The 20,985-nt window shown below is 66.9% G+C and carries 20 protein-coding genes; 6 read left to right on the top strand and 14 right to left on the bottom strand.

The window, feature by feature from the left end; translation table 11 throughout:
* Nucleotides 1-7 precede the first annotated feature (7 nt).
* The 4 genes from K2O51_RS26780 to lptF all read right to left on the bottom strand — a co-directional run bounded on the left by K2O51_RS26780 (nucleotide 8) and on the right by lptF (nucleotide 3,153).
* The gene (locus tag K2O51_RS26780) at nucleotides 8-271 is read right to left on the bottom strand and encodes a BufA1 family periplasmic bufferin-type metallophore (RefSeq protein ID WP_011298835.1); all 264 of its coding nucleotides are present in this window, start codon (nucleotides 269-271) and stop codon (nucleotides 8-10) included.
* A 182-nt stretch (nucleotides 272-453) separates the two neighbouring features.
* A complete protein-coding gene (locus tag K2O51_RS26775) occupies nucleotides 454-867 on the bottom strand; it encodes a sirohydrochlorin chelatase (protein ID WP_011298834.1) in 414 nt (137 codons plus the stop codon).
* Between the two features lie 16 nt (nucleotides 868-883).
* The gene (gene lptG / locus K2O51_RS26770) at nucleotides 884-2,035 is read right to left on the bottom strand and encodes an LPS export ABC transporter permease LptG (protein ID WP_011298833.1); all 1,152 of its coding nucleotides are present in this window, start codon (nucleotides 2,033-2,035) and stop codon (nucleotides 884-886) included.
* The gene (lptF, locus tag K2O51_RS26765) at nucleotides 2,032-3,153 is read right to left on the bottom strand and encodes an LPS export ABC transporter permease LptF (protein WP_140951116.1); all 1,122 of its coding nucleotides are present in this window, start codon (nucleotides 3,151-3,153) and stop codon (nucleotides 2,032-2,034) included. Before lptF ends, lptG begins: the two co-directional genes overlap by 4 nt.
* Before the next feature lie 158 nt (nucleotides 3,154-3,311).
* Between lptF and K2O51_RS26760 the strand changes: the two genes are divergently transcribed.
* The 3 genes from K2O51_RS26760 to K2O51_RS26750 are packed head-to-tail and all read left to right on the top strand — an operon-like array spanning nucleotide 3,312 to nucleotide 5,825.
* Entirely contained in the window at nucleotides 3,312-4,844 is a 1,533-nt protein-coding gene (locus K2O51_RS26760; RefSeq protein ID WP_011298831.1) for a leucyl aminopeptidase, read from the top strand.
* 22 nt (nucleotides 4,845-4,866) lie between these two features.
* A complete protein-coding gene (locus K2O51_RS26755; RefSeq protein ID WP_011298830.1) occupies nucleotides 4,867-5,301 on the top strand; it encodes a DNA polymerase III subunit chi in 435 nt (144 codons plus the stop codon).
* Nucleotides 5,298-5,825, top strand: a complete 528-nt coding sequence (locus tag K2O51_RS26750; RefSeq protein ID WP_011298829.1) for a hypothetical protein — start codon at nucleotides 5,298-5,300, stop codon at nucleotides 5,823-5,825. The genes K2O51_RS26755 and K2O51_RS26750 overlap by 4 nt, the downstream gene beginning before the upstream one ends.
* Before the next feature lie 14 nt (nucleotides 5,826-5,839).
* Here the strand turns inward: K2O51_RS26750 and K2O51_RS26745 are convergent, their stop codons facing one another.
* From K2O51_RS26745 to K2O51_RS26720, 6 genes are all read right to left on the bottom strand, one after another.
* Nucleotides 5,840-6,463: a PqiC family protein gene (locus K2O51_RS26745; RefSeq protein ID WP_140951114.1), complete on the bottom strand. Its 624-nt coding sequence runs from the start codon at nucleotides 6,461-6,463 to the stop codon at nucleotides 5,840-5,842.
* Nucleotides 6,460-8,100 carry a PqiB family protein gene (locus K2O51_RS26740; RefSeq protein WP_011298827.1) on the bottom strand — a complete coding sequence of 547 codons (1,641 nt, stop codon included), beginning with the start codon at nucleotides 8,098-8,100 and terminating at the stop codon, nucleotides 6,460-6,462. The genes K2O51_RS26745 and K2O51_RS26740 overlap by 4 nt, the downstream gene beginning before the upstream one ends.
* Entirely contained in the window at nucleotides 8,087-8,845 is a 759-nt protein-coding gene (locus K2O51_RS26735; protein ID WP_011298826.1) for a paraquat-inducible protein A, read from the bottom strand. The genes K2O51_RS26740 and K2O51_RS26735 overlap by 14 nt, the downstream gene beginning before the upstream one ends.
* Nucleotides 8,842-9,513, bottom strand: coding sequence for a paraquat-inducible protein A (locus tag K2O51_RS26730; protein WP_220631008.1), 672 nt, complete (start codon nucleotides 9,511-9,513; stop codon nucleotides 8,842-8,844). The genes K2O51_RS26735 and K2O51_RS26730 overlap by 4 nt, the downstream gene beginning before the upstream one ends.
* A 7-nt stretch (nucleotides 9,514-9,520) precedes the next feature.
* Nucleotides 9,521-10,687, bottom strand: coding sequence for an AI-2E family transporter (locus K2O51_RS26725; RefSeq protein ID WP_011298824.1), 1,167 nt, complete (start codon nucleotides 10,685-10,687; stop codon nucleotides 9,521-9,523).
* A gap of 216 nt (nucleotides 10,688-10,903) precedes the next feature.
* Nucleotides 10,904-12,043 (bottom strand): HPP family protein, encoded by a 1,140-nt coding sequence (locus K2O51_RS26720; protein WP_011298823.1) that lies wholly within the window; start codon nucleotides 12,041-12,043, stop codon nucleotides 10,904-10,906.
* Between the two features lie 137 nt (nucleotides 12,044-12,180).
* Here K2O51_RS26720 and K2O51_RS26715 point away from each other — a divergent pair, with 137 nt between their 5' ends.
* Nucleotides 12,181-13,935 (top strand): chloride channel protein, encoded by a 1,755-nt coding sequence (locus tag K2O51_RS26715; RefSeq protein WP_220631007.1) that lies wholly within the window; start codon nucleotides 12,181-12,183, stop codon nucleotides 13,933-13,935.
* 15 nt (nucleotides 13,936-13,950) lie between these two features.
* On the opposite strand, the gene K2O51_RS26710 is transcribed toward K2O51_RS26715, so the two are convergent.
* Nucleotides 13,951-14,373, bottom strand: coding sequence for an Lrp/AsnC family transcriptional regulator (locus K2O51_RS26710; RefSeq protein ID WP_011298821.1), 423 nt, complete (start codon nucleotides 14,371-14,373; stop codon nucleotides 13,951-13,953).
* Nucleotides 14,374-14,536: 163 nt separating this feature from the next.
* Between K2O51_RS26710 and K2O51_RS26705 the strand changes: the two genes are divergently transcribed.
* Nucleotides 14,537-15,427, top strand: coding sequence for a dimethylarginine dimethylaminohydrolase family protein (locus K2O51_RS26705; RefSeq protein ID WP_220631006.1), 891 nt, complete (start codon nucleotides 14,537-14,539; stop codon nucleotides 15,425-15,427).
* Between the two features lie 22 nt (nucleotides 15,428-15,449).
* Entirely contained in the window at nucleotides 15,450-16,538 is a 1,089-nt protein-coding gene (locus K2O51_RS26700; RefSeq protein ID WP_220631005.1) for an ornithine cyclodeaminase, read from the top strand.
* A gap of 36 nt (nucleotides 16,539-16,574) precedes the next feature.
* Here K2O51_RS26700 and K2O51_RS26695 read toward each other — a convergent pair whose 3' ends face one another.
* The 3 genes from K2O51_RS26695 to K2O51_RS26685 form a co-directional block, all read right to left on the bottom strand.
* A complete protein-coding gene (locus K2O51_RS26695) occupies nucleotides 16,575-17,174 on the bottom strand; it encodes a helix-turn-helix domain-containing protein (RefSeq protein WP_041680037.1) in 600 nt (199 codons plus the stop codon).
* A gap of 441 nt (nucleotides 17,175-17,615) precedes the next feature.
* Nucleotides 17,616-18,935, bottom strand: a complete 1,320-nt coding sequence (locus K2O51_RS26690) for a sigma-54-dependent transcriptional regulator (RefSeq protein WP_011298817.1) — start codon at nucleotides 18,933-18,935, stop codon at nucleotides 17,616-17,618.
* Nucleotides 18,925-20,841 (bottom strand): sensor histidine kinase, encoded by a 1,917-nt coding sequence (locus K2O51_RS26685; protein WP_140953333.1) that lies wholly within the window; start codon nucleotides 20,839-20,841, stop codon nucleotides 18,925-18,927. Before K2O51_RS26685 ends, K2O51_RS26690 begins: the two co-directional genes overlap by 11 nt.
* Nucleotides 20,842-20,985 lie beyond the last annotated feature (144 nt).

Genomic DNA, 20,985 nt, shown 5'->3' with positions numbered 1-20,985 from the left:
ACCGTACTTACATCGCCTTGACCGTGCCCCCCATCTTTTCGCAGCTTCCCCTGGCCACGTACTTCCAGCTCTTGGGGTCGTTGTCCTTCTTGGACTGGCCCGCACAGGAGTGGCTCCCGGCTGCGCTGGCGCAGTCATTCTGGCCGGCCTTGGCGATGCCAAAGCACTTTTCCTTGTCCATGTTCTTGTCCATGGCATCGGCGGCATGGCCGATGCCCGAGGCGAACAGTCCGGCCAGCGCGACGGCGACGAGTGCGGTTTGCTTGTTCATGGTTCTCTCCTGGTGCAGGTGGATGGCCGCATGCATGGTCCACGTTGGTCCCGCGCGGCGAACCGTCAGCGACGGTCTGCACGGTAGTCGGCGTGGCCCCTGCGTTCCTTACACGCGGTGGAGAGATTTTTTTTGGGAATGCTTTCCGGACCTGAGAGCGGTGCGGTCGGCGTGGGTGCTGGTCAGGCCTGGCCGGATGCCGCAGGCGAGAGGGATGCTGCGCAGTACGCCGCAATCGCGTCGAGGACGCTGTCGGCTTCGCCGACGGCCGTGGCGCAGCGGATCGAGAGCGCGGGGTATTGCTGCCGGCATGTATCGATGAGCGCGGGCAGGTCGCGCCGCAGATGCCCGCCCTGCCCGAAGAATACCGGCACCACAGTGATCTCGTCGACGCCCGCGGCGGCCAGTTCGGCCAGCGCCTCGGGCAACTGCGGGGACATCAGTTCCAGGAATGCCAGCCGCACAGGTGTGCCCGGCAGCGCCGCGGTGAGCTTCTGCACCAGCCGGTCAAACGGTTCACGCCAGCGCACGTCGCGCGCCCCATGCGCAAACAGGACCAGGGCCTGGCGGACGGGCGTGGTGTCGGTCTGCGACATGGCGGTGTCCCTTGCGTTAGTGACGATCGACCCAGCGCAGGGCCGTCAACGCCAGCAACAGGTACAGGGTGCCGGGTACCAGCGCCGAAACGATAGGCGGCCACGTATGCAACAGCCCCACGTGCGAGAACAGCGTATTCGACAGGTGGAACGACAGCCCCAGCATGATGCCGCCAAACACCTTGACGCCCACTGCGCCGGCACGCGCGTGCAGGTAGGCGAAGGGCAGGGCCAGCGCCATCATGACGAACAGCGTCAGCGGATAGACCACCTTCTTCCAGAACGCAATCTCGTAGCGCTGCGTGTCCTGCTTGTTGTCGCGCAGGTGCCGGATATAGCGGAACAGGTCCAGCGTCGACATGCGTTCGGGTGTGACCAGCAGCACGGACAGGATCTGCGGGGTCAGCTCGGAATGCATCGTGACGCTCGGGAACCGAACCTGTTCGGCGCGGAACTCCGGTGCCAGGCCATCGCGCGAGGCGGTGCCCGGCTGACGGAGTTCCGAGAATCGGGTCTCGTTGACGTCGCTCAGCAGCCACGACTGCGCGCCCTGGTACCGGCCTTCCTTCACCACGCGGATGACGCGCAGACGGTACTGGGCATCGAATTCATAGACCGTGATGCCCGTGATGGTCTGGTCCGGCCGCAGTCCGGCCACATTGACAAAGCGGGTGATCTCGCCGCCGGCCGGATCCTTGTCGCGGTCCTTGACCCATACGCCGGAGCGGAAGCCTGACGAGACGGTCGCACCGATCGCCTCCAGCTTGATCTTCTGCGCGAACTGCTCGGCCCGCGGGCCGATGAACTCGCCAAAGATGAAGGTGATGAGCGCCAGCGGCACGGCGAGCTTGAACAGCGAGAACAGCGCCTGGCGCGTATTGAGCCCCGCCACGCGGAAGATGGTGTACTCCGACTGGCTGGCCAGTTGCGAGAACACGTAGATCGCGCTGATCAGCACAGCAATCGGCAGGACTTCGTAGATGCGCGTCGGCGCCTGCAGCAGGACGTGCACGAAGGCGATCAGCGAGGTGTACTTGCCGTTGACGTTCTCGAGCTCGCTGAGCAGGTCGAAGAAGACGAACAGCGACAGCACCGCGAACAGGATGAAGACGAACACCCCGTAGACCTGGCGCGCAAAGTAGCGCTCATAAACACGCAGCAGCCTCATGCCGTGCCTCCCTTGGCGGGCGCCGGGCGGCGGCCGAACACGGCGCGCCAGCCACCGAGGCTGCGGTTCTGCCGGTAGCGGAACATCAGCAGCGCGGCCAGGAACGCCACCGCGTGGATCGGCCACCAGGCCAGCCAGAACGGGATCGAGCCTGAACGCACCCAGGACTGGGCCAGGTTGATCAGGTTGCTGTAGGTCAGGTAGATCAGCACCGCGAAGACCAGCGGCGTGTAGCGGCCGAGCCGCGGGTTCACGTAGGCCAGCGGGATGGCGATCATCACGAAATTGAAGGCAAGGATCGGCAGCGAAATGCGCCAGAGCAGTTCGCCCAGGTTCTCAAGCGTGGGTTTGCGCAACAGGTCGATGGTGTCCCGGCTCTTGGGCGGCTGCTCGTTGGCGCTTTCAGGTGGCTTGTTGTCCACCTTGACCGCATAGCGCTCGAATTCGACGATGCGGTAGTCGATCTGGCCTGGCGTGCCGGCATAGCGGCGGCCGTTCTCCATGACCACCATGCGGTCGCCGTTGGGCATGGTTTCGAAGGTGCCCTGGTGTGCCAGCGCAACCCCGATCTTGTTGGCCTCGGCATTGGCGACGAAGACGTTGCGCGCGTACTTCATGTTGCCGTCGATGCCTTCGATGAACAGCACATAGTTGCCGTTGGACGGTTCAATGAAGCGCCCGGCGGCGATCATCGACAGCACGCCGCGCTGCTCGAAGCGGTCGCGGAACAGCGTGCTCTGCTGGTTGGCCCAGGGCCAGGCGAACAGGCCCAGCAGCAAGGACAGCAAGATGAACGGCGCCGCGAACTGCAGCACCGGCTTGACGAGGTCGCGCAGCGAGATGCCGGCCGAGAACCAGACCACCATCTCCGAGTCCTTGTACCAGCGCGTCAGCACGATCAGCGTCGAGATGAACAGCGTGGCCGAGAGCAGGATGGACAGGTAGCCGATGGTGGCCAGGCCGATCAGGATCAGCACGTCGTTGGGACTGGCCTTGCCATTGGCAGCCAGGCCCAGGATACGGATCACAAGCGACGTGAGCATGAAGGTCAGCATCACCAGGAACACCGCGCCGGCGGTGTAGGCGAGCTCGCGTCGCAGGGCTTGTTGAAAGATCATGCGGTGTCGGTTCCGGTCTGCCGGCCGGCGCGGGCGATGTGCCTTGCGCGAAGTGCCTCGCAGGACAGCGGGCTGCAGGCGGGGCGGATCGGCAGGTCGCGGATAAAAATCGCGGATAATGGAGGCTTTCGTGTCTACGAGCCCCTGAAGGAAGCGCGATGGAATTTAGCACAAAAGCCCTGGATTGGAGCAAAGCCGGCCAAAATGGTTTCCTGGCGACCAAGACCGACTGCCTCGTGGTCGGCGTGTTCGAAGGACAGAATCTGGCGGGCGTGGCCAAGGCCCTCGACGTGGCAACCAAGGGCTTGGTCGCACGGTTGCTGAAGCAGGGCGACTTCGAAGGCAAGCGCGGCACGCAGCTGACGCTGCATGAGGTGGCCGGCGTGGGCGCGGCCCGCGTGCTGCTGGTAGGCCTGGGCAAGGAGGCGGATTTCAACGACAAGGCCTTTGCCGAAGCCGTGCGCACGGCCGTGCGTGCCTTGTCGTCCACGCGCGCCACCTCGGCGCTGTGGTGCCTGTCGCAGCAGCCGCCGCAGCAGCGCGATATCGGCTGGGCGGTCATCACCACCATCTCGCTCGTGCGCGATGCGGGCTACCGCCTGCTGGAGCGCCACCCGGGCCTGAAGCGCGCCAACGGCAAGCCCGGCGCCGCCGACAAGGCGACACTGCGCAAGGTCGTGCTGGCCGTGGACGCCAACGACGCCAAGGCGGCGACCCAGGCCGTGGTGCGCGGCACTGCCATTGCCAACGGCATGGAACTGACCCGCGACCTCGGCAACCTGCCGTCCAATATCTGCACCCCGACCTACCTGGCCAACACGGCGCGCGCGATTGCCAAGCGCCACAAGCTCAAGGTGGAAGTGCTGGGCCGCAAGCAGATCGAAGCGCTGAACATGGGCTCGTTCCTGGCCGTGACCAAGGGCAGCGTCGAGCCGCCGCAGTTCATCGTGCTGCGCTATGACGGCGCGGGCGCCAAGCAGGCGCCGGTGGTACTGGTCGGCAAGGGCATCACCTTCGATACCGGCGGCATCTCGCTCAAGCCGGGCGAGGGCATGGACGAGATGAAGTACGACATGTGCGGTGCCGCGTCGGTGCTCGGCACGCTGCAGGCCGTGGCCGAAATGGGCCTGAAGCTCAATGTGATCGCCGTGGTGCCGACCTGCGAGAACATGCCCAGCGGTGTCGCCACCAAGCCCGGCGACGTGGTGACCAGCATGTCGGGCCAGACGATCGAGATCCTGAACACGGACGCCGAAGGCCGCCTGATCCTGTGCGATGCGCTGACCTATGTCGAACGCTTCAAGCCGGCCGCCGTGGTCGATGTCGCGACGCTGACGGGCGCCTGCATCATCGCGCTCGGCCATATCAACACCGGGCTGTACGCGCGCAGCGACATGCTGGCCGACCAGCTGCTGCAGGCCGGCCGCAAGTCCATGGACACCGCCTGGCGCATGCCGCTGGACGACGAATACCAGGATCAGCTCAAATCGAACTTTGCCGACATGGCCAATATCGGCGGCCGCCCGGCAGGCAGCGTGACCGCGGCCTGCTTCCTGGCGCGCTTCACCGAAAAGTACGACTGGGCCCACCTGGACATCGCCGGCACGGCCTGGAAGAGCGGCGCGGCCAAGGGCGCCACCGGCCGCCCGGTGCCGCTGCTCACGCAGTTCCTGATGGACCGCGCGGCCTGACGGGCGCAAGAGGCAGGCAGTCATGACGCGCATCGATTTCCACAGCAACGTGCCGGACAAGCTCGGCTATATCTGCCGGCTGGTCCGCAAGGCCTACGGCGCCGGCCAGAAGGTGGTCGTGCACGGCCAGCCGGCGCAACTGGCGGAGCTCGACGCGCGCCTGTGGACGTTCTCGCCGCTGGACTTTCTGCCGCACTGCGGCGTGGACCACCCGAACGCGGAGGTCACGCCGATCGTGCTGGCCGCCACCCTCGACCAGGCGCCGCACCACCAGCTGCTGATCAACCTCGATGCCAAGGCGCCCGCGCAGTTCGCCAGCTTCGAGCGCCTGATCGAAGTGGTCGGCGCCGGCCCCGAAGATCGCGAGGCCGGGCGCGAGCGCTATCGCTTCTACCGTGAGCGCGGCTATCCGCTGACGCACCACGACCTCAGCCAGCCACGCGGAGAATCCGAATGACCGAACGCACGACCTCGCGGGTGATTCCGCGGCTGGGGCCGAACGACAGCATTCCGCTGCTGACCGAGGTGGTGGAATTTCCGGATGGCACGCAGGATGTCTCGGCGATGCCTTCGGATAGCGGCGTGATCGATACCGCTGGCATGACGGAATCAGGCGTGGTCACGCATGTCGGTGACACGGGCGAGCCGGATGTGCTGGACATACCGGTGCTGACTGACGAGATCGATGACGCCGATGCCGCATCGCCGTTGAGCGAGCCTGCGGGCCGCTATCTGTCCGATGCGCCCGGTGAAGACGATCTTCGTGCAGTGCGCACCGAATTGCTGACGCGGGTCATGATGCGGTTCCGGACCGAGTGGCCCCAGGTCGTCGAGGCGCACACCGAGGCCACGCTGCAGGCGAGGCTGGCGCCGCTGACGGCGCAACTCGCTGCCGAGCTGACGCAGGCGCTGGAAGCCCGGTTGGTGGAGTGGCTGGACGCCACGCTCGAAGAGATCGAGCGGGATCCGGGCGGCATGTGAATCGGTTTCGGGCCTCACCGCCCCAACGACCTGACCCCGGCCGCAATATCCCCGGCCGTCCCCGACAGAATCTCGCGATACGCCGCGACCACCGCATCGACCTCGCCGGGCGCCGGCAGGTCCGACTGCGTGCGCCCGCTCACCACCTTCCCATCCGGCAACCGCCGCACCGTCCAGTTGATCGTCGCACCGGCGCGCTGCCCGATGTCGGCATCGAGCCGGACCACTTCCGTCGTGATGCGGTAGACGGGCGCTACATCGGCCAGCCCTTGCTGGTATGTATCCACCGCACCAAGGCTGGCCTGCAAGCGCTGCGACAGTGCGTCGCGCATCTCATCGGGAAGCGGCGACGACCAGCGCGACAGGTCCAGCAACCGCAGGCCTGACTCATTGCCGTTACGCGGGTCGCGCACCACGAGTTGCGGCCGGTTCAGCCGTTCGGGCACGCGCACTGGCGCGACCTCGATCCAGAGTGGATCGCTAGCCGGCACGGCAGGGGTGACGGCGCTTGCATCGGCGGCCGGCCCCTGCGCGAGCGTGTAATAGCGCGGTTCCGGCGAAGCGCAGCCAGCCAGCACCGTGGCGGCGAACAGCATGGACAGCGCGCATGCGCGCGAGGCGTGGATGCGATTCATCATTCCTTCTCCGGCTTGCCGCGCAGCAGCGCTTCGGGATGGCGTTCGAGATAGTCGGTCAGGTTGCGCAACGATGTCGCCGTGCGGGTCAATTCCTGCACCATGCGGCGCGCGTCCTGCTGCAGCGGCGCCTCGGACGACAGCGTGCCGTTGGCAGTGGACAGCGTCTTGCGCGCGTCCTGCAGCGCGGCCAGCACCTGTGGCGCGACATCGCCATTAAGCTGCTTCACGAGTTCGTCGGCACTCGCGAGCGTGGTGTTGAGCGCGGCCACGGACTTGCGCAAATCCTGCCCGATCTGGTCGAACGGCACCTTGTCGATGCGGTTGACGATGTCGCCGACCTGCGCCTGCAACTGATCGAACGTGCCCGGCGTGGTGGCGAACTCGGGGATCGGTGCATTCAGGTCGACATTGGCCGGCGGCGCCTTCGGGAAGAAGTCGAGCGCCACATACAGCTGGCCCGTCAGCAGGTTGCCGGTACGAAGCTGCGCGCGCATGCCACGCTTGAGCAGGCCCGCGATGATCTCGTGGCGGCGGTTGGTGTCCTGGACGTCGCGTTCGCGGAAGCCCATGCGCGACGGGTACAGCTCCACCACCACCGGCATGCGGAACGCCTTCTTGTCGCGCTGGAATTCAATGCCGATGGATCGCACCTGGCCCACGATCACACCTCGGAAATCCACCGGCGCGCCCGGCGAAAGCCCGCGCACGGACTGGTCGAAGTTGAGCACAGCCAGCGTCGGGGCCAGTTCCTCGGGTTCCTTCATGGCCTCGGCCTGGTCGGCCGCGAGCAGGAACTGCGTGTTCTCGGCGGCGCCATCCGTCGCACTGGTGCCTTCGGGCGCCTGGAAGGCGACGCCGCCCAGCAGCACGGTCACGAGCGACTGCGTCGACAGTTTGAGGCCCGACGCATCGAGCTTGAGATCGACGCCGCTCGCATGCCAGAAGCGCGTATCGGCATTCACAAGCCGGTCATAGGGTTTGTTGACGAACACGCGCAGCGTGATGTCGCGCCCGTTCGGGTCGAGCTGGAACGCTACCACTTGGCCGACCTGCACGCGCCGGTAATAGACCGGTGAGCCGATATCTAGCGAGCCCAGGTCCGAGGCGCGCAGCACGAACTGCTTGCCGGACGAGTCCGACGTCACCACCGGCGGCGCCTCCAGGCCCTTGAATTCGCGCCGGCTTTCGGTGGACTTGCCCGCGTCTACGCCGATGTAGGCGCCCGACAGCAGCGTTTCCAGCCCGGATACGCCGCTGGCGGCGAAGCGCGGACGCACGACCCAGAAGCGCGTGTCAGCCACGGCGAAGTTCTCGGCATCCTTGGTCAGGTCGATGTTGGCCAGCACGTGCGAGCGGTCGGACGCAAGCCGCACCGATTTCACCAGCCCGATATCCACGTCCTTGTAGCGCACCGCGGTCTTGCCTGGCGTGAGCCCCTCGGCCGAGCGGAAGGTCACGGTGATCTCGGGCCCGCGCGAGGTCAGGGTGTGGACCAGCAGCGAAATGCCGACCACGGCCGCGACGATCGGGATCAGCCAGACCAGCGACGGCAGCCAGCGCGCCCGCCGGCGGCGTTCGGGTTGCGGCAGGCCCGGCTGTCCCGGTGGTGTGGGCGGAAGGTTTTCAGTCTCGGGCATCTTGTTGTTCCAGCGAGTCCCACAGCAGGCGTGGGTCGAAGCTCAGCGACGCGAGCATGGTCAGCACCACGACCGACGCAAAGGCCATCGCGCCGCCGCCGGGAATGATGGTGGCCAGCGCCCCGGCCCGCACCAGCGAGGCCAGCAGTGCCACCACGAATATGTCGAGCATGGACCAGCGGCCGATCACCTCGACCAGGCCATACAGTTTGGTCTGCTGCCGGATACGCCAGGTGGAGCGCATGTGCACGGACACCAGCAGCAGCGTCAGGATCGCCATCTTCAGCAGCGGCACGATGATGCTCGCGATCAGCACGATGCCCGCGAGCAGGCGGGAGCCCGACAGCCACAGGTAGATCACGCCCGACAGGATAGTGTCCTGCTGCGTGCCCAGGATGGACTGCGTGACCATCACGGGCAGCAGGTTGGCGGGGATGTACAGGATGTAGGCCGACAGCAGGAACGCCCAGGTGCGCGCCAGGCTGTCCGGCTTGCGGTGGTGCAGCGTGGCGCCGCAGCGCGGGCACGGCTCGCCCTCGAGCGAGCGCGGGCTGACCAGGTCGCATGCGTGGCACGAGACGAGACCCAGGCGCGAGGCAGTGGGTACCTGCGGCAGCGGCGTGCGCTCGTCGTCGTCGGTAATTTCCTGCACCACGCTGGCGGCGAGCTTGCGCGAGCGTTCGAGCTGTTCGCGCGCGCCGGCGATTCCGGGGCGCGGACGGCGCGCTGGCGGCTTGTCGCTCATCGGCGCGCTCCGTCCGTGGCCTCGGCGTCTTCCGGCGATTCCAGGTAATGCCAGAGGTCGCGCGGGTCGAATGACAGCATGGCCGCCAGCACCACCACCAGCGCCCCGAACGACCACAGCGCGATGCCCGGCAGCACCTGCGCCATGCTTGACAGCTTCACCAGCGTGACCAGCACGCCGATCATGAACACTTCGATCATGCCCCACGGGCGGGTCTGGCAAATGCCGCGCACGATGCGGTCAAAGCCCACCGGCATGCGGTGGCCTGCCATCGGTACCAGCAGGTAGGCCATCATCAGCATCTCCGAGAGCGGGAACAGGATGGTGGTGGCGAATACCAGTGCCGCCACCAGCGCCATGTGGTCGGCATACAGCGCCTGCACGGCGCCCCACAGCGTGGTCTGCGTGCGCACGCCCTTGAGATCCATCTCGACGATCGGAAACGCGTTGGAAATCAGGAACAGGATCAGTGCGGTGACGACCAGGGGCAGCAGGCGCCGGTACGCGCGTGCGCTTTCGCGGTAAAGCTGGCCGCCGCAGCGCAGGCACAGCGCGCGCTCGCCGCGGGCAAGTTCGGCGCGCTGGTACACGGCGTCGCAGTATTCGCAGGCGATCAGGTTATGGAGTGCGCGCGTGTCCAGTGGCGTGCCAGAATCACCATCGTTCATGGGCCGCTCAGCGTGAGGGCTTGCCCGGCGTGACGGCCGGGGCATCGGGGTTGTCGACGAGCGCGGGAGCGGGGCCGTCCGCTGGCGCGGCGATCCCCGCTGCTGCGGCCTGAGCAGCCCGTGCGGCTTCGACCTGCGAGCCGATGGTCCAGTCGCGCAGCAGCGCATAGGCCACCGCCAGCAGGGTTGGGCCGATAAATACGCCGAGGAAGCCAAAGGCCAGTGCTCCGCCGAGCACGCCCATCATGATCCAGATGAGCGGCATGCCCGTGCCTTTGCTGATCAGCAGCGGCTTGACGACGTTATCCGCCATGCCGACTACGGCCACGCCCCATACCACCAGGAAGATCGCCCAGCCAGTTTCGCCGCCGTGGTACAGCCACAGCGCGGCAGGCAGCCACACCAGCGGCGGGCCGACGGGAATGACGGACAGGAAGAACGTGACGAAACCGAGGATGGCAGCGGCGGGCACCCCGGCAATCCACAGGCCGATGCCTTGCAGCACGGCCTGGATGAACGCCGTGCCGAGTACGCCATAGACCACGCCCTTGACCGTACTTCCGGCGAGCGCGAGGAGGTGATCGGCACGCTCGCCTGCAATACGACGCATGCCCGCGCGCAGCCAGTCGATTGCGTATTCGCCGCCGGTATAGAAAAAGAACGCCAGGATGATCGACAGTGCGAGCTGGCCCAGCCCGGCCCCGACCGACAGGCCAGCGCCGAGCAACGCATGTCCGACCGGCGCGATCAGCTTGCGCACATTGGCCACCATTTCGGAATCGGCGTGGATCAGCCGCTCCCACGATGTCTGCAGGTAGCCGCCCACATAGGGCAGGCTGCTGAGCCAGTCCGGAAGCTGCGGAATGCCTTGGTCGATGTAGCGGTCAACCAGCGCGGAAAGCTGGTCGATATGTGCCGAAAAGCTCGCGCCGGCATAAACGAAGGGCCCAAGCACGATCACGGCGGCCAGCACCACGCAGATCAGCGCGGCCAGGCTGCGCCGGTTGCCAAGCCAGCGGGCCAGCACGGTGTAGGGATACCACGAGCTGAATGCCAGGATCGCGCCCCACAGCAGCGCCGTGGTGAACGGCGCCAGCACCAGCAATGAGCCGCCGATCAGCACGACCAGTGCGAACACGGCGGCGATCTTTTCAATCAGTTGGCCGGAACTCATGACATCTCCCAATTCCGCCGGAGTGACGGAAACGGCGTAAATATAGCTTACGTCAGTCCCAGCGACGGCAGGAGGGGGATTCAGGTGGCTGTGCAGGCACCTGTGAACGCGTAGCCGGGGATGAGTCCACAGTGCCACAGGTATGTGACATGCGCCAGCGTTCGAGGGGCGTAGCAGGCGCCCGATATGCGACGCCCGGGAGGAGGCCGAAGGAAATCAGGCCGTGGCGCTCATCACGCCGTCCTTGAGCAGCGCAGCCACCAGGTCCGACTGCGTCACCATGCCGACCACGCGGTGGTGGTCGTCGATGACTGGCGCATGGTGCAGGCCGCCGTCGCTGAAGGCCTGGGCCAGTTCGACCATGGGCTGGTCGGCGCGCGCGGTGACCACGGCGCGCGTCATCAGGTCGCGCACGGTGCCGGCCAGGCGCCGCGCCCCCGTGTCGCGCTGCGCGGCGAAGAAGTCGCTCTGGGTGATGATGCCCAGCAGCTTGCGATGTTCGTCGACCACCGGAAGCGCCTTGATGCGGTGCCGCGTGAGCAGGTGCGAAGCCTCCGATGCCGGCTGGCTCGGGTTCACCGTCACGACGTCGCGCGACATGATTTCCGAAACCAGCACATTGCCGAAATGGCGCCGGTACGCGCGAAGTTGGGCGGCCACTAGGATCGCTTCGAGATCGTCTTCTTCGATGTCGAGGAATTCGCCGCGGGCCTGCAATGCGTCATGCAGGTCCGCGCGCGTGAAGCCGACGCGCTGTCCAGGCGGGGCATCGGCAGTATGGTGCTGTACCGGCGGCTCGGGTGGGCGATGCGGATAGCGCCGCTGCGACAGGTTGTTGAAGGCCAGTGCCATCAGTAACAGCAGCATCGAATTGAACAGCACCGGCACCGCGACGAAACCGAAGCCGAGTGCGCTGACTGCGGGCCCCCCAAACACCGCAGTGATCGCCACGGCACCGCTGGGCGGGTGCACGCAGCGGAACTGGAACATCACGGCGATGGCGACTGCGACGGCCGTGGCCGCCGCGAGCCCCTGATCCGGAATCCAGCGTGCGCACGCTACGCCGACCAGCGCTGCAAATAAATTGCCGCCGATGATCGACCATGGCTGGGCAAGCGGACTCGAAGGCACCGCGAACAGCAGCACGGCCGAGGCGCCCATCGGCGCGACAAACCAGGGATTGAAGCCGCCCAGCGTCTGGTGACTGATCCATTCGGTGAGAAAGAGGCCTAGCAGCGCGCCGAGGCAACTCTTGATGCGCTCGGTGCGGTTAGCGGAAACAGGCAGCGGTACGAAAGTGCGCAGCCAGGCACGAGTGCTATGTGCGAGCGCAGCGACGGCGGGGGCGGTTGGCATTCTGGAGCGGGGCGCGTTGGAATGGTCGGCGTAATATATCACGGAGTGATATATTTGGCGGCCTCTGGCAGAGTCATTGTCGTACGGACGTTCCGCGCTGATTCTTGCCGCATCGCACAAGAATCCAAGGAGTCCCCATGCATACTGAAAAGAGCGACTATGCCGTCAGCCAGCGCCTGTTGCTGCTGTGCGGCATCGCGTTGCTGATTGGCGTCGTCAGCACGCTGGCCGCTGACGTGCTGCTGAAGCTGATCCGCTTCTTCACCAACCTGTTCTTCTACCAGACGCTGTCGCTCGCGGAACGTTCGCCGGCGCACCACACGCTCGGCGCGTGGGTCATCGTCGTGCCCGTGCTGGGCGGATTGATCGTCGGGCTGATGGCCCGCTATGGTAGCGACAAGATCCGCGGCCACGGCATTCCCGAAGCCATCGAAGCTGTGCTGTTCGGGAAGAGCAAGATGTCGCCACGCGTGGCCGTGCTCAAGCCGCTGTCGTCCGGCATCGTAATCGGCAGCGGCGGGCCGTTCGGCGCGGAAGGCCCGATTATCATGACCGGCGGTTCGCTGGCGTCATTGCTCGCGCAGTACCTGCATCTGACCGCTGGCGAGCGCAAGTCGCTGCTGGTGGCGGGCGCTTGCGCGGGTATGACGGCGATCTTCGGCACACCCGTGGCAGCCGTGCTGCTCGCCATCGAGCTTTTGCTGTTCGAACTGCGCCCGCGCAGCCTGCTGCCGGTAGCGCTGGCCTGCGCGGTGGCGGGTTTCCTGCGGCCGTTCTTCTTTGAAGCGGGTCCGCTGTTCCCGTTGCAAACGGCGCCGGCCGGCCCCGTAGCGCTCGGCTCGTGCGTGGTGGCAGGGCTGTTGTGCGGTGCGCTGGGCGCTGCGCTGACGCTTGCGCTGTACCGCACGGAAGACGCCTTCTCGCGGTTGCCGCTGCACTGGATGTGGTGGCCTGCCATCGGCGGCCTGCTGGTTGGCATCGGCGGCTATTTCGAGCCGCGCGCGCTTGGCGTTGGCTATGACGTGATCGGCGACCTGCTGAACAATCATCTCGCGATCAGTGTCGCGGTGGCCTTGCTGGTGGTGAAGGCGCTGATCTGGATCGCAGCGCTCGGTTCCGGCACGTCGGGCGGCGTGCTCGCGCCGCTGCTGATGCTCGGCGCGGGGCTTGGCACCGTGCTGGCCCCATGGCTGCCAGGCGGCTCGCCGCAACTGTGGGCGCTGGTCTGCATGGCCGGCGTGCTTGGCAGCGTGCTCGGCGCGCCGCTCACGGCCATCGTGTTCGCGTTCGGGCTCACGCACAATACCGAGGCGCTGCTGCCGCTGCTGCTGACCACCGCGGTGGCGTACGGCTTCTCGGTGCTGACTATGAAGCGTTCGATCATGACGGAGAAGATCGCGCGGCGCGGCCTGCATATCTATCGCGAATATAGCGTCGATCCGCTCGAACGTGCCCATGTGGCGGAGCTGATGACGCGCGATGTCATCACGATCGACGCCGACCTCGGCGTGTCCGAGGCGACCGCGCGCTACTTCGGTGAACACGCCGCGCACCGCGCCTACCCCGTGGTATCGGGCGACCGCGTGCTCGGCATGCTGGATCGTGCCACGGTGCGTGGCGCCGCGGCCGGCTCGGCGCCGGCTAACCTGCGCTGCCGCGACCTGCTCGTGGCGCAAGCGCAAGTCCTGGTGCCGGCGCAGACTGCGCGCGCGGCCGCAGGCAGCATGGCCGCGTCGAGCGTGGCGCGGCTGCCGGTGGTGGAGAGCCTCGACACCATGCGGCTGGTCGGCATAGTCTCGCTGCGCGACCTGCTGCAGCCGAGCGGCCAGGTCTTCCACGAGGAATTCCGGCGGGAGCGCCTGCGCGGCTCGCAACAACAACTCGCAAGCTAAGCGTCTTCGCAACCGCTACAGCTTGTAAGTCGACAGCAGGATGCTGGTCTCGGTGGCGCTGATCCCGTCGATCAGCCGGATCCGGTCCAGCGTGCGGTCGAACGCTTCGAGCGTGTCGGCGCGCAGTTCCGCAATGATGTCCCAGCGGCCGTTGGTGGTGTGCAGCGCCTGCACATTCGGTTCGCCGCGCAAGGCCTGCAGCACGGCGCGGGCCTTGTTGCCTTCCACCGCCACCGTCATCCATGCGCGGATGCGGTGCGGCTCGGCTTCCGGCCGCAGCCGCACCGTATAGCCGACGATCAGTCCTTCCTTCTCCAACTTGTCGATGCGGTTCTGCACGGTCGCGCGCGACACGCGCAGCGCCTGCGCGAGCGCCGTGACCGGCGTGCGCGCGTTGTCGCGAAGCAGGGACAGCAGTTGTTGGTCGATGGCATCCATTGGGTTGGCGTTTTGATTGCGATGGCTGGCGATTTGTACATTCGCCTCAGCATTCTGCGCAAGTTGCTGGCTATTAGTTAACACCGGGCCGCACGAAAATGCAATCGACCCACCGAACAACACCCCCGCCGCAACCCGCTGCCGACGACCCAAAGGAGCCGCCGTGATCACCACCCCTACCATCCTGCTTGTCGAACCCACGTTCTACGACGTGTCCTACAGCATCAATCCGTGGATGGATCCGCAAGCTTGGGCGCGCGATCCGCGCGGCATGCACCGCAATGCAAGCCGTGCCTTCGACGCCCTGCACGAAGCCTTGCAGCAGGCCGGCTTCACGGTGGAACTCGCGCCGGGCTTTCCCGGCGTGCCCGACATGGTCTTCCCCGCCAATGCCGCCGTGGTGCTCGATGGCCGCGCCGTGCTCGCGCGTTTCCGTTATCCGCAGCGGCGCGGCGAAGAAGCGCCGTTCGCGAGCATTTTTGAAAGCCTGCGCCAGCGCGGAAAGGTCGATGAAGTCATGCAGCTGCCCGACGGGTGCTACCAGGAAGGCGCGGGCGACTGCATCTGGGACGCGAGCCGCGGACACTTCTGGGCCGGCTTCGGCCCGCGTTCCTCGCGCGAAGCCGCCGACGCCATGTCCGCGCACTTTGGCCGCGAAGTCGTGGCGCTGGAACTGGCCACCGAGCAGAGCTACCACCTTGATGTGTGCTTCTGCCCGCTATCCGGTGGCGAGGTGCTGTACTACCCGCCGGCCTTCAGCGAAGCTGCGCTGCGCGAACTGCGCGCGCGCGTGCCGGCGAGCCTGCGGATCGAGGCGACCGAGGACGACCTGCGCCACTTCAGCGTGAACGCCGTCAACCTGCATGACCAGGTCGTCATGACGCGCACCACGCCGCACCTGCGCGCGGAGCTGGGCGGACGCGGCTACCAGTTGCGCGAAGTCGACCTGTCGCCGTTCATGCTGTCCGGCGGCGGCGCCTATTGCATGACCTTGCGACTGGACCGCAGCAGCGGCGCCTCGACCAGGGCCCCGACTGCTCGCGCCGCAGCATGATCGGCCGCTACAGGAGTCCACCATGAAAGACACCGCCATGACGCGCTTCCTTGATGCCACCGACGTTGCCCGACTGGTCGGCGCCATCGGGGTTCCCGTTGCCATCATGCAACTGGCCGACCACGTGCGGCAGGATTTCCTGCGCTGGGAACAGTTCGAGAAATCGGCCCGGCTGGCCAGCCATTCGCCAGTCGGCGTGATCGAGCTGATGCCGGTGACCGACGGCGTGCAGTACGCGTTCAAGTACGTCAACGGCCATCCGCGTAACGCGCGCGTCTCGATGCCTACGGTGATGGCCTGCGGCATGCTGGCTGAGGTCGAGACCGGTTTCCCGCTGATGCTGACGGACCTGACGCTGGCCACGGCGCTGCGCACGGCGGCTACCTCCGCGCTCGCGGCGCGCGCCATGGCGCGGCCCGACAGTGCGGTGATGGCGCTGATCGGCAACGGCGCGCAGGCAGAGTTCCAGGCGCTGGCGTTCCACGCCCTGCTTGGCGTGCGCGAAGTCCGCGCCTACGACATCGACCCCGAAGCCACGGCACGGCTCGCGCGCAACCTTGCGGGCGTGCCGGACTTGTCCATCGTCGCGGTGGAGACCGTGCACGCCGCGCTGGCCGGTGCGGACATCGTCTCGACCGTGACCGCCGACAAGACGCGCGCGACCATCCTGACACCGGACATGGTGCGGCCGGGCGTGCACCTGAACGCCGTGGGCGGCGACTGTCCGGGCAAAACCGAGCTGCATCCGGACATCCTGCGCAAGGCACGCATCGTGGTGGAATACGAACCGCAGACGCGGCTCGAAGGCGAGATCCAGCAGCTCGGATCCGATACGCCGGTCACCGAGCTCTGGCAGGTGCTGTCAGGCCGGATACCCGGGCGCGCGGCCGCGGACGAGGTGACGATTTTCGATTCCGTCGGGTTTGCGCTAGAAGATTATTCGGCGCTGCGCTGGCTGTACGCCGCGGCGCGGGCTCGCCATGCCGGCCGGCATGTGGAACTGGTAGCGATGCCGCCGGATCCGCGCAACCTGTTTGGCTGGATGATGGAAGCGCAGCAGGCGCAGCAGGCGCCGCACGCGACGGCATCGCACGAAGCGGCGCTGGCCTGACCGCGCTGCCGGCTATGCAACAGGAACGGGCCGTGTTCAACCGGCCCGGCCCATCATGAGTTGCGCGCGCAGGAAACCCTTGACCTCCTCAAGCGACGGCGTCTTCAGAAACACCATGATGCCCCAGTGCTGCAGTGCATCGGCCACGCCGTCATAAGCCTGGCGGTTGGTGATGACGGCAAAGATCACGTGCAGGCTCGAGAAGAAGTTCTGCAGCTTCTCGATGGTGGCGGACTCGGCGTCGTTCAGTTCGTCGACGTAGTAGAGCACCACGCGCGGATGCGCGCTGACCGAGGCGATGACGGTGTCGAGCAGGTCATCAACCACCGCCGTGCGCAGTGGCAGTCCCCATTTGCCGAGCTGGCCATGGATACGCTGCGCTTCCTGGTGATTGGGATGGAACACCACGAGGTCCAGCGCGTTGCCATTTGCGGGAGCTTCATGGCCGACGCGGGTCGCGAGCAGCCGGTGCACGGTTTCCTTGTGGATGCGGCGGTGGCCGCCATTGGTCTTCCAGGCACCGAGCTCTCCGCGCTCGACCATCTTCTGTACGGTGCCCAACGATACATTGAGCAGTTTTGCAGCTGTACGCGTGCTGTAGTACGGCTTTTCAGCCAGTTCCGGATCCAGTTTCATCCACTCACCCGTAATCATCCCGGTGACAGTCACGCGCTGCGCGGGAAACCTGCGCCGCACGGCCTGTCGCCGCCTCCCCCTGGTTGACTGACCCTTTTGGCCGGCCCGCTCCCTGGCCGGACTGCAGCTCCTGCTGCTATGGTTGTTCGTTGCTGGCCGGTTTGCCATGCCGGTGCGTATGCGGTCGAACGTGCCGTTGCACTAGCACCTGCGGGACCGTGTTGGCTTTGCGCTCTTGCCGGTCCGCGCTGGCAATGCCGGAACCCAATAATATGCCGGAAAGAGCAGAATTTCACTGGCCTGGAACAATAATCGAGTGGCATTTTTGTTCTTTGACACACATTCTTGCAATTCGCGGCTCTCGACCAAAATCGTGGGCCGTGCTTGCACAGCAGACCTCCGCCATCGCAAGCAGTTCCCCCGGTGTGGAGCGGGTGCCGGCTACAGGCCGTACTTGCGGGTCTTGTCGAACAGCGTAGTCTTGGCCACGCCCAGCGCCTCGCTGGCGCGGCTGAGGTTGCCGTCGTGCCGGCGCAGCGCGTCGGCGATCAGCGCGCGCTCGAACTGCTCGACTGCCTGCGCGAGCGGCAGCGCTTCCGGCGCTGAGGTGCCGTGGCCCGGATCGCAGCCGAGACCGAGCACGTGGCGTTCGGCCAGGTTGCGCAGTTCCCGCACGTTGCCGGGCCAGGGGTAGGCGACCAGCGTGGCCAGTTCGGCTGGCGTGGCCGGCACGGCGTCGCGCCCGAAGCGCAGCGCGGCCTGCGCCACGAAATGCTCGAACAGCAGCGGCACGTCTTCGCGCCGGTCGCGCAGCGCCGGCAGTTCCAGCGTGATGACGTTGAGGCGGTAATAAAGGTCCGAGCGGAACTGCCCTGCGTCGGACAACGCGCGGAGGTCGGCCTTGGTGGCCGCGACCACCCGCGTGTCCACGGGCACGGGTTCGTTCGACCCCAGGCGTTCCACCACGCGTTCCTGCAGGACCCGCAGCAGCTTGATCTGCAGCGGCATCGGCATGCTCTCGATTTCGTCGAGGAACAGCGTGCCGCCTTCGGCGTGCTCGACCTTGCCGATGCGGCGGCGCGCGGCGCCGGTGAATGAGCCCGCCTCATGGCCGAAGATCTCGCTCTCGAACAGCTGTTCGGGGAGGCCGCCGCAGTTGATGGCGACGAAATTGCGCGCATGGCGCCGGCTGGCATCGTGCAGGCAGCGTGCGACCAGTTCCTTGCCGGTACCGGTCTCGCCATGGATCAGCACGTTGGCGGCCGTGTCGGCCAGATCGGCAATCAGCCGGCGCAGGCGTTCGATCGCCGGCGAGCGGCCGATCAGCTGCGCCGCGAGCTTGTCGCGGCCGGCCAGGCGCTCGCGCAGTTCCTCGACTTCAAGCGTCAGACGGCGCTGCTCGAGCGCGCGGCGCGTGGTGTCGACGAGCTGCTCGGGCGAGAACGGCTTTTCGAGGAAATCGTAGGCGCCTTGCTTCATGGCCTGCACGGCCAGGCTCACATCGCCGTGGCCGGTGATCATGATCACCGGGAGCGACGGATCCCGCCCGCGCAGTTCCGCCTGCAAGGCCATGCCATCGATGCCCGGCAGGCGGATGTCGCTGACTACGATGCCGGGCCAGCCCGGCGTGATCTCGCGCAGGGCCGCCTCGGCACTTGCCACGCCTTGCGTGGCGATGCCTTCGAGCCGCAGTGCCTGCTCGCAGCCCAGACGCACGTCGGCGTCGTCTTCGACGATCAGTACAGTCAGTTCAGCCGGCATGTGGGATTTCCTGGCGGACCAAGGGCAGGACCAGCGTGAAGCACGCGCCGCCGTCGGGGTGATTGGACGCGGACAGGCTGCCACCGTTCTCGTTGAGGATGCCTGCCGACAGGGTCAGACCCAGGCCAAGGCCTTCGCCGGCCGGCTTGGTCGTGAAGAACGGCTCGAACAGCTGGGAGAACGCGTCCTCGGACAGGCCTGCGCCGTTGTCGCGCACGGTCAGGTGCGCCATGCTGCCGCTGACATGGGCGTGCAGCGACACCATTGGCTGCGCGCGCCCCGCGACGGCATCGAGCGCATTGCCGACCAGGTTGACCAGCACCTGTTCCAGCCGGTTCGCGTCGCATGCCACCACCAGCCCGGGTTCGATCTCGCGCTGCAGCTGCGGCTGCACGTCTTCGATACGCGTGTTGAGCAGGAACAGTGCGTTATCCACGGCCTGGGCGATGTCCGCCTGGCGCAGGCCGTTGCCGGGCTTGCGCGCAAAGGACTTGAGCGCGCCGGTGATGCGGCCCATGCGCTCGACCAGGCCGATGATCGTGCCGAGGTTGGCGCGGACCGTCTCGTAGTCGCCGCGTTCCAGGAACTTGCCGGTATTGCCCGAGATCGTGCGCAGCGCCGCCAGCGGCTGATTGAGCTCGTGAGCGATGCCGGTCGACATCTGCCCGACCGCTGCGAGCTTGCCCGCTTGCAGCAGGCCGTCCTGAGCCTGGCGCAGCACGGCTTCGGTGCGGATGCGCTCGGCTATCTCGGCCTGCAGGCGCTGGTTGGTGGCCGACAGGTCGCCGGTGCGCTCAGCCACCTTGCGTTCGAGTTCGCTGTTGGCGGCTTCGAGCGCCGCGCGTGCGGCAAGCCGTTCGCCAATGATGCGCCGGCGCACATTCCACGCGGCGCCCAGCAGCAGCACGAAGGCCGTCAGCACGCCGGCCAGCGCGGCGCTGTTCAGCGCTACCACGCGCGCGCCCGACGTGTTGGACAGCAGCGTGAGGTGCCAGTCGGTTCCGGGCAGCGCGGACTGCTGCGCGAGCATCGCCGGACCCTGGCGCAGCCGCACCAGGCGGTCGCTGCCGTTGCCGAGCACGCGGAAGTCCTGCAGCGGCAGCTGGGGCAATGGCGCGCGGTTGTATTGCAGGTCGCGAGCGAACCGAGCGCGTGCCTCGGGCGACAGCGGGCGCAATGCCGCGAGCTTCCACGATGGGTCCGAAGCCAGAATCACCACGCCGTTCTCGTCGGCCAGCAGCATCTGGCTGTCGGCGCCTTGCCAGCGGTTCTCCAGCGGCTCCAGCCCGATCTTGACCACCGCCACGCCGTCGGGGTTGTCACGCTCGCCGAGCGGAGCGGACAGGTAATAGCCCGACTCGCTGCGCGTGGTGCCCACGCCGTAGAAGCGGCCGAGCTGGCCTTCCATGGCGGCGCGGAAGTACGGGCGGAAGCTCAGGTCCTCGCCGAGGTAGCTGTCCGGACGCTGCCAGTTGCTGGTGGCCAGCACCTTGCCGCGGGCGTCGAGCACATAGACCACGCGCGTGCCGGCGCGCGTGTTGAGCGCCGACAGGTAATCATTGGCGCGCGCGACGGCGTCGGCATTGCCGGGCTGGCGCAGCAGCGTGCCGATGCGATCGTCCAGCGTCAGTAATCCGGGAACGTAGTCGTAGTGCGCCAGTTCGCTTTCGAGGGCCTGCGCGTACAGGCGCAGCTGCACCTGCCCGCGCTCGGCCTGGCGCGCCAGCGCCGTGTCGAAGCTGTAGCGGTAGCCGAGCCATCCCGCCAGGCTGACCAGTGCCGCCAGCGCCAGCAGCGCGAGCAACGGCGCGGCGCCGCGCAGGGCGGCGGGGCGGGGAACGGGATGGCCGGGATGGCTGGCAGAGTCGCCGGCAGGGTCACGAAAGGGGTCAGGCTGGCCGGTCATGAAGTGCTGGCTAAGGCAGTGAGGCTGACGATGTGCGGCCCGCGGGAGGCCAGCGGGCGCCTACTTTTACCACACCCGCGCGACGTCAAAACAAAAAAGCCCGGCTGCCTGATCGGCAGCCGGGCTCCGGCGCGTGCCCTGTCG

The organism is Cupriavidus pinatubonensis (assembly GCF_019602855.1).
In the GTDB taxonomy this organism is placed as follows: domain Bacteria; phylum Pseudomonadota; class Gammaproteobacteria; order Burkholderiales; family Burkholderiaceae; genus Cupriavidus; species Cupriavidus pinatubonensis.
The sequence above is the reverse complement of the archived record's forward strand: the minus strand, read 5'-3'. Positions and strand labels throughout refer to the sequence as shown.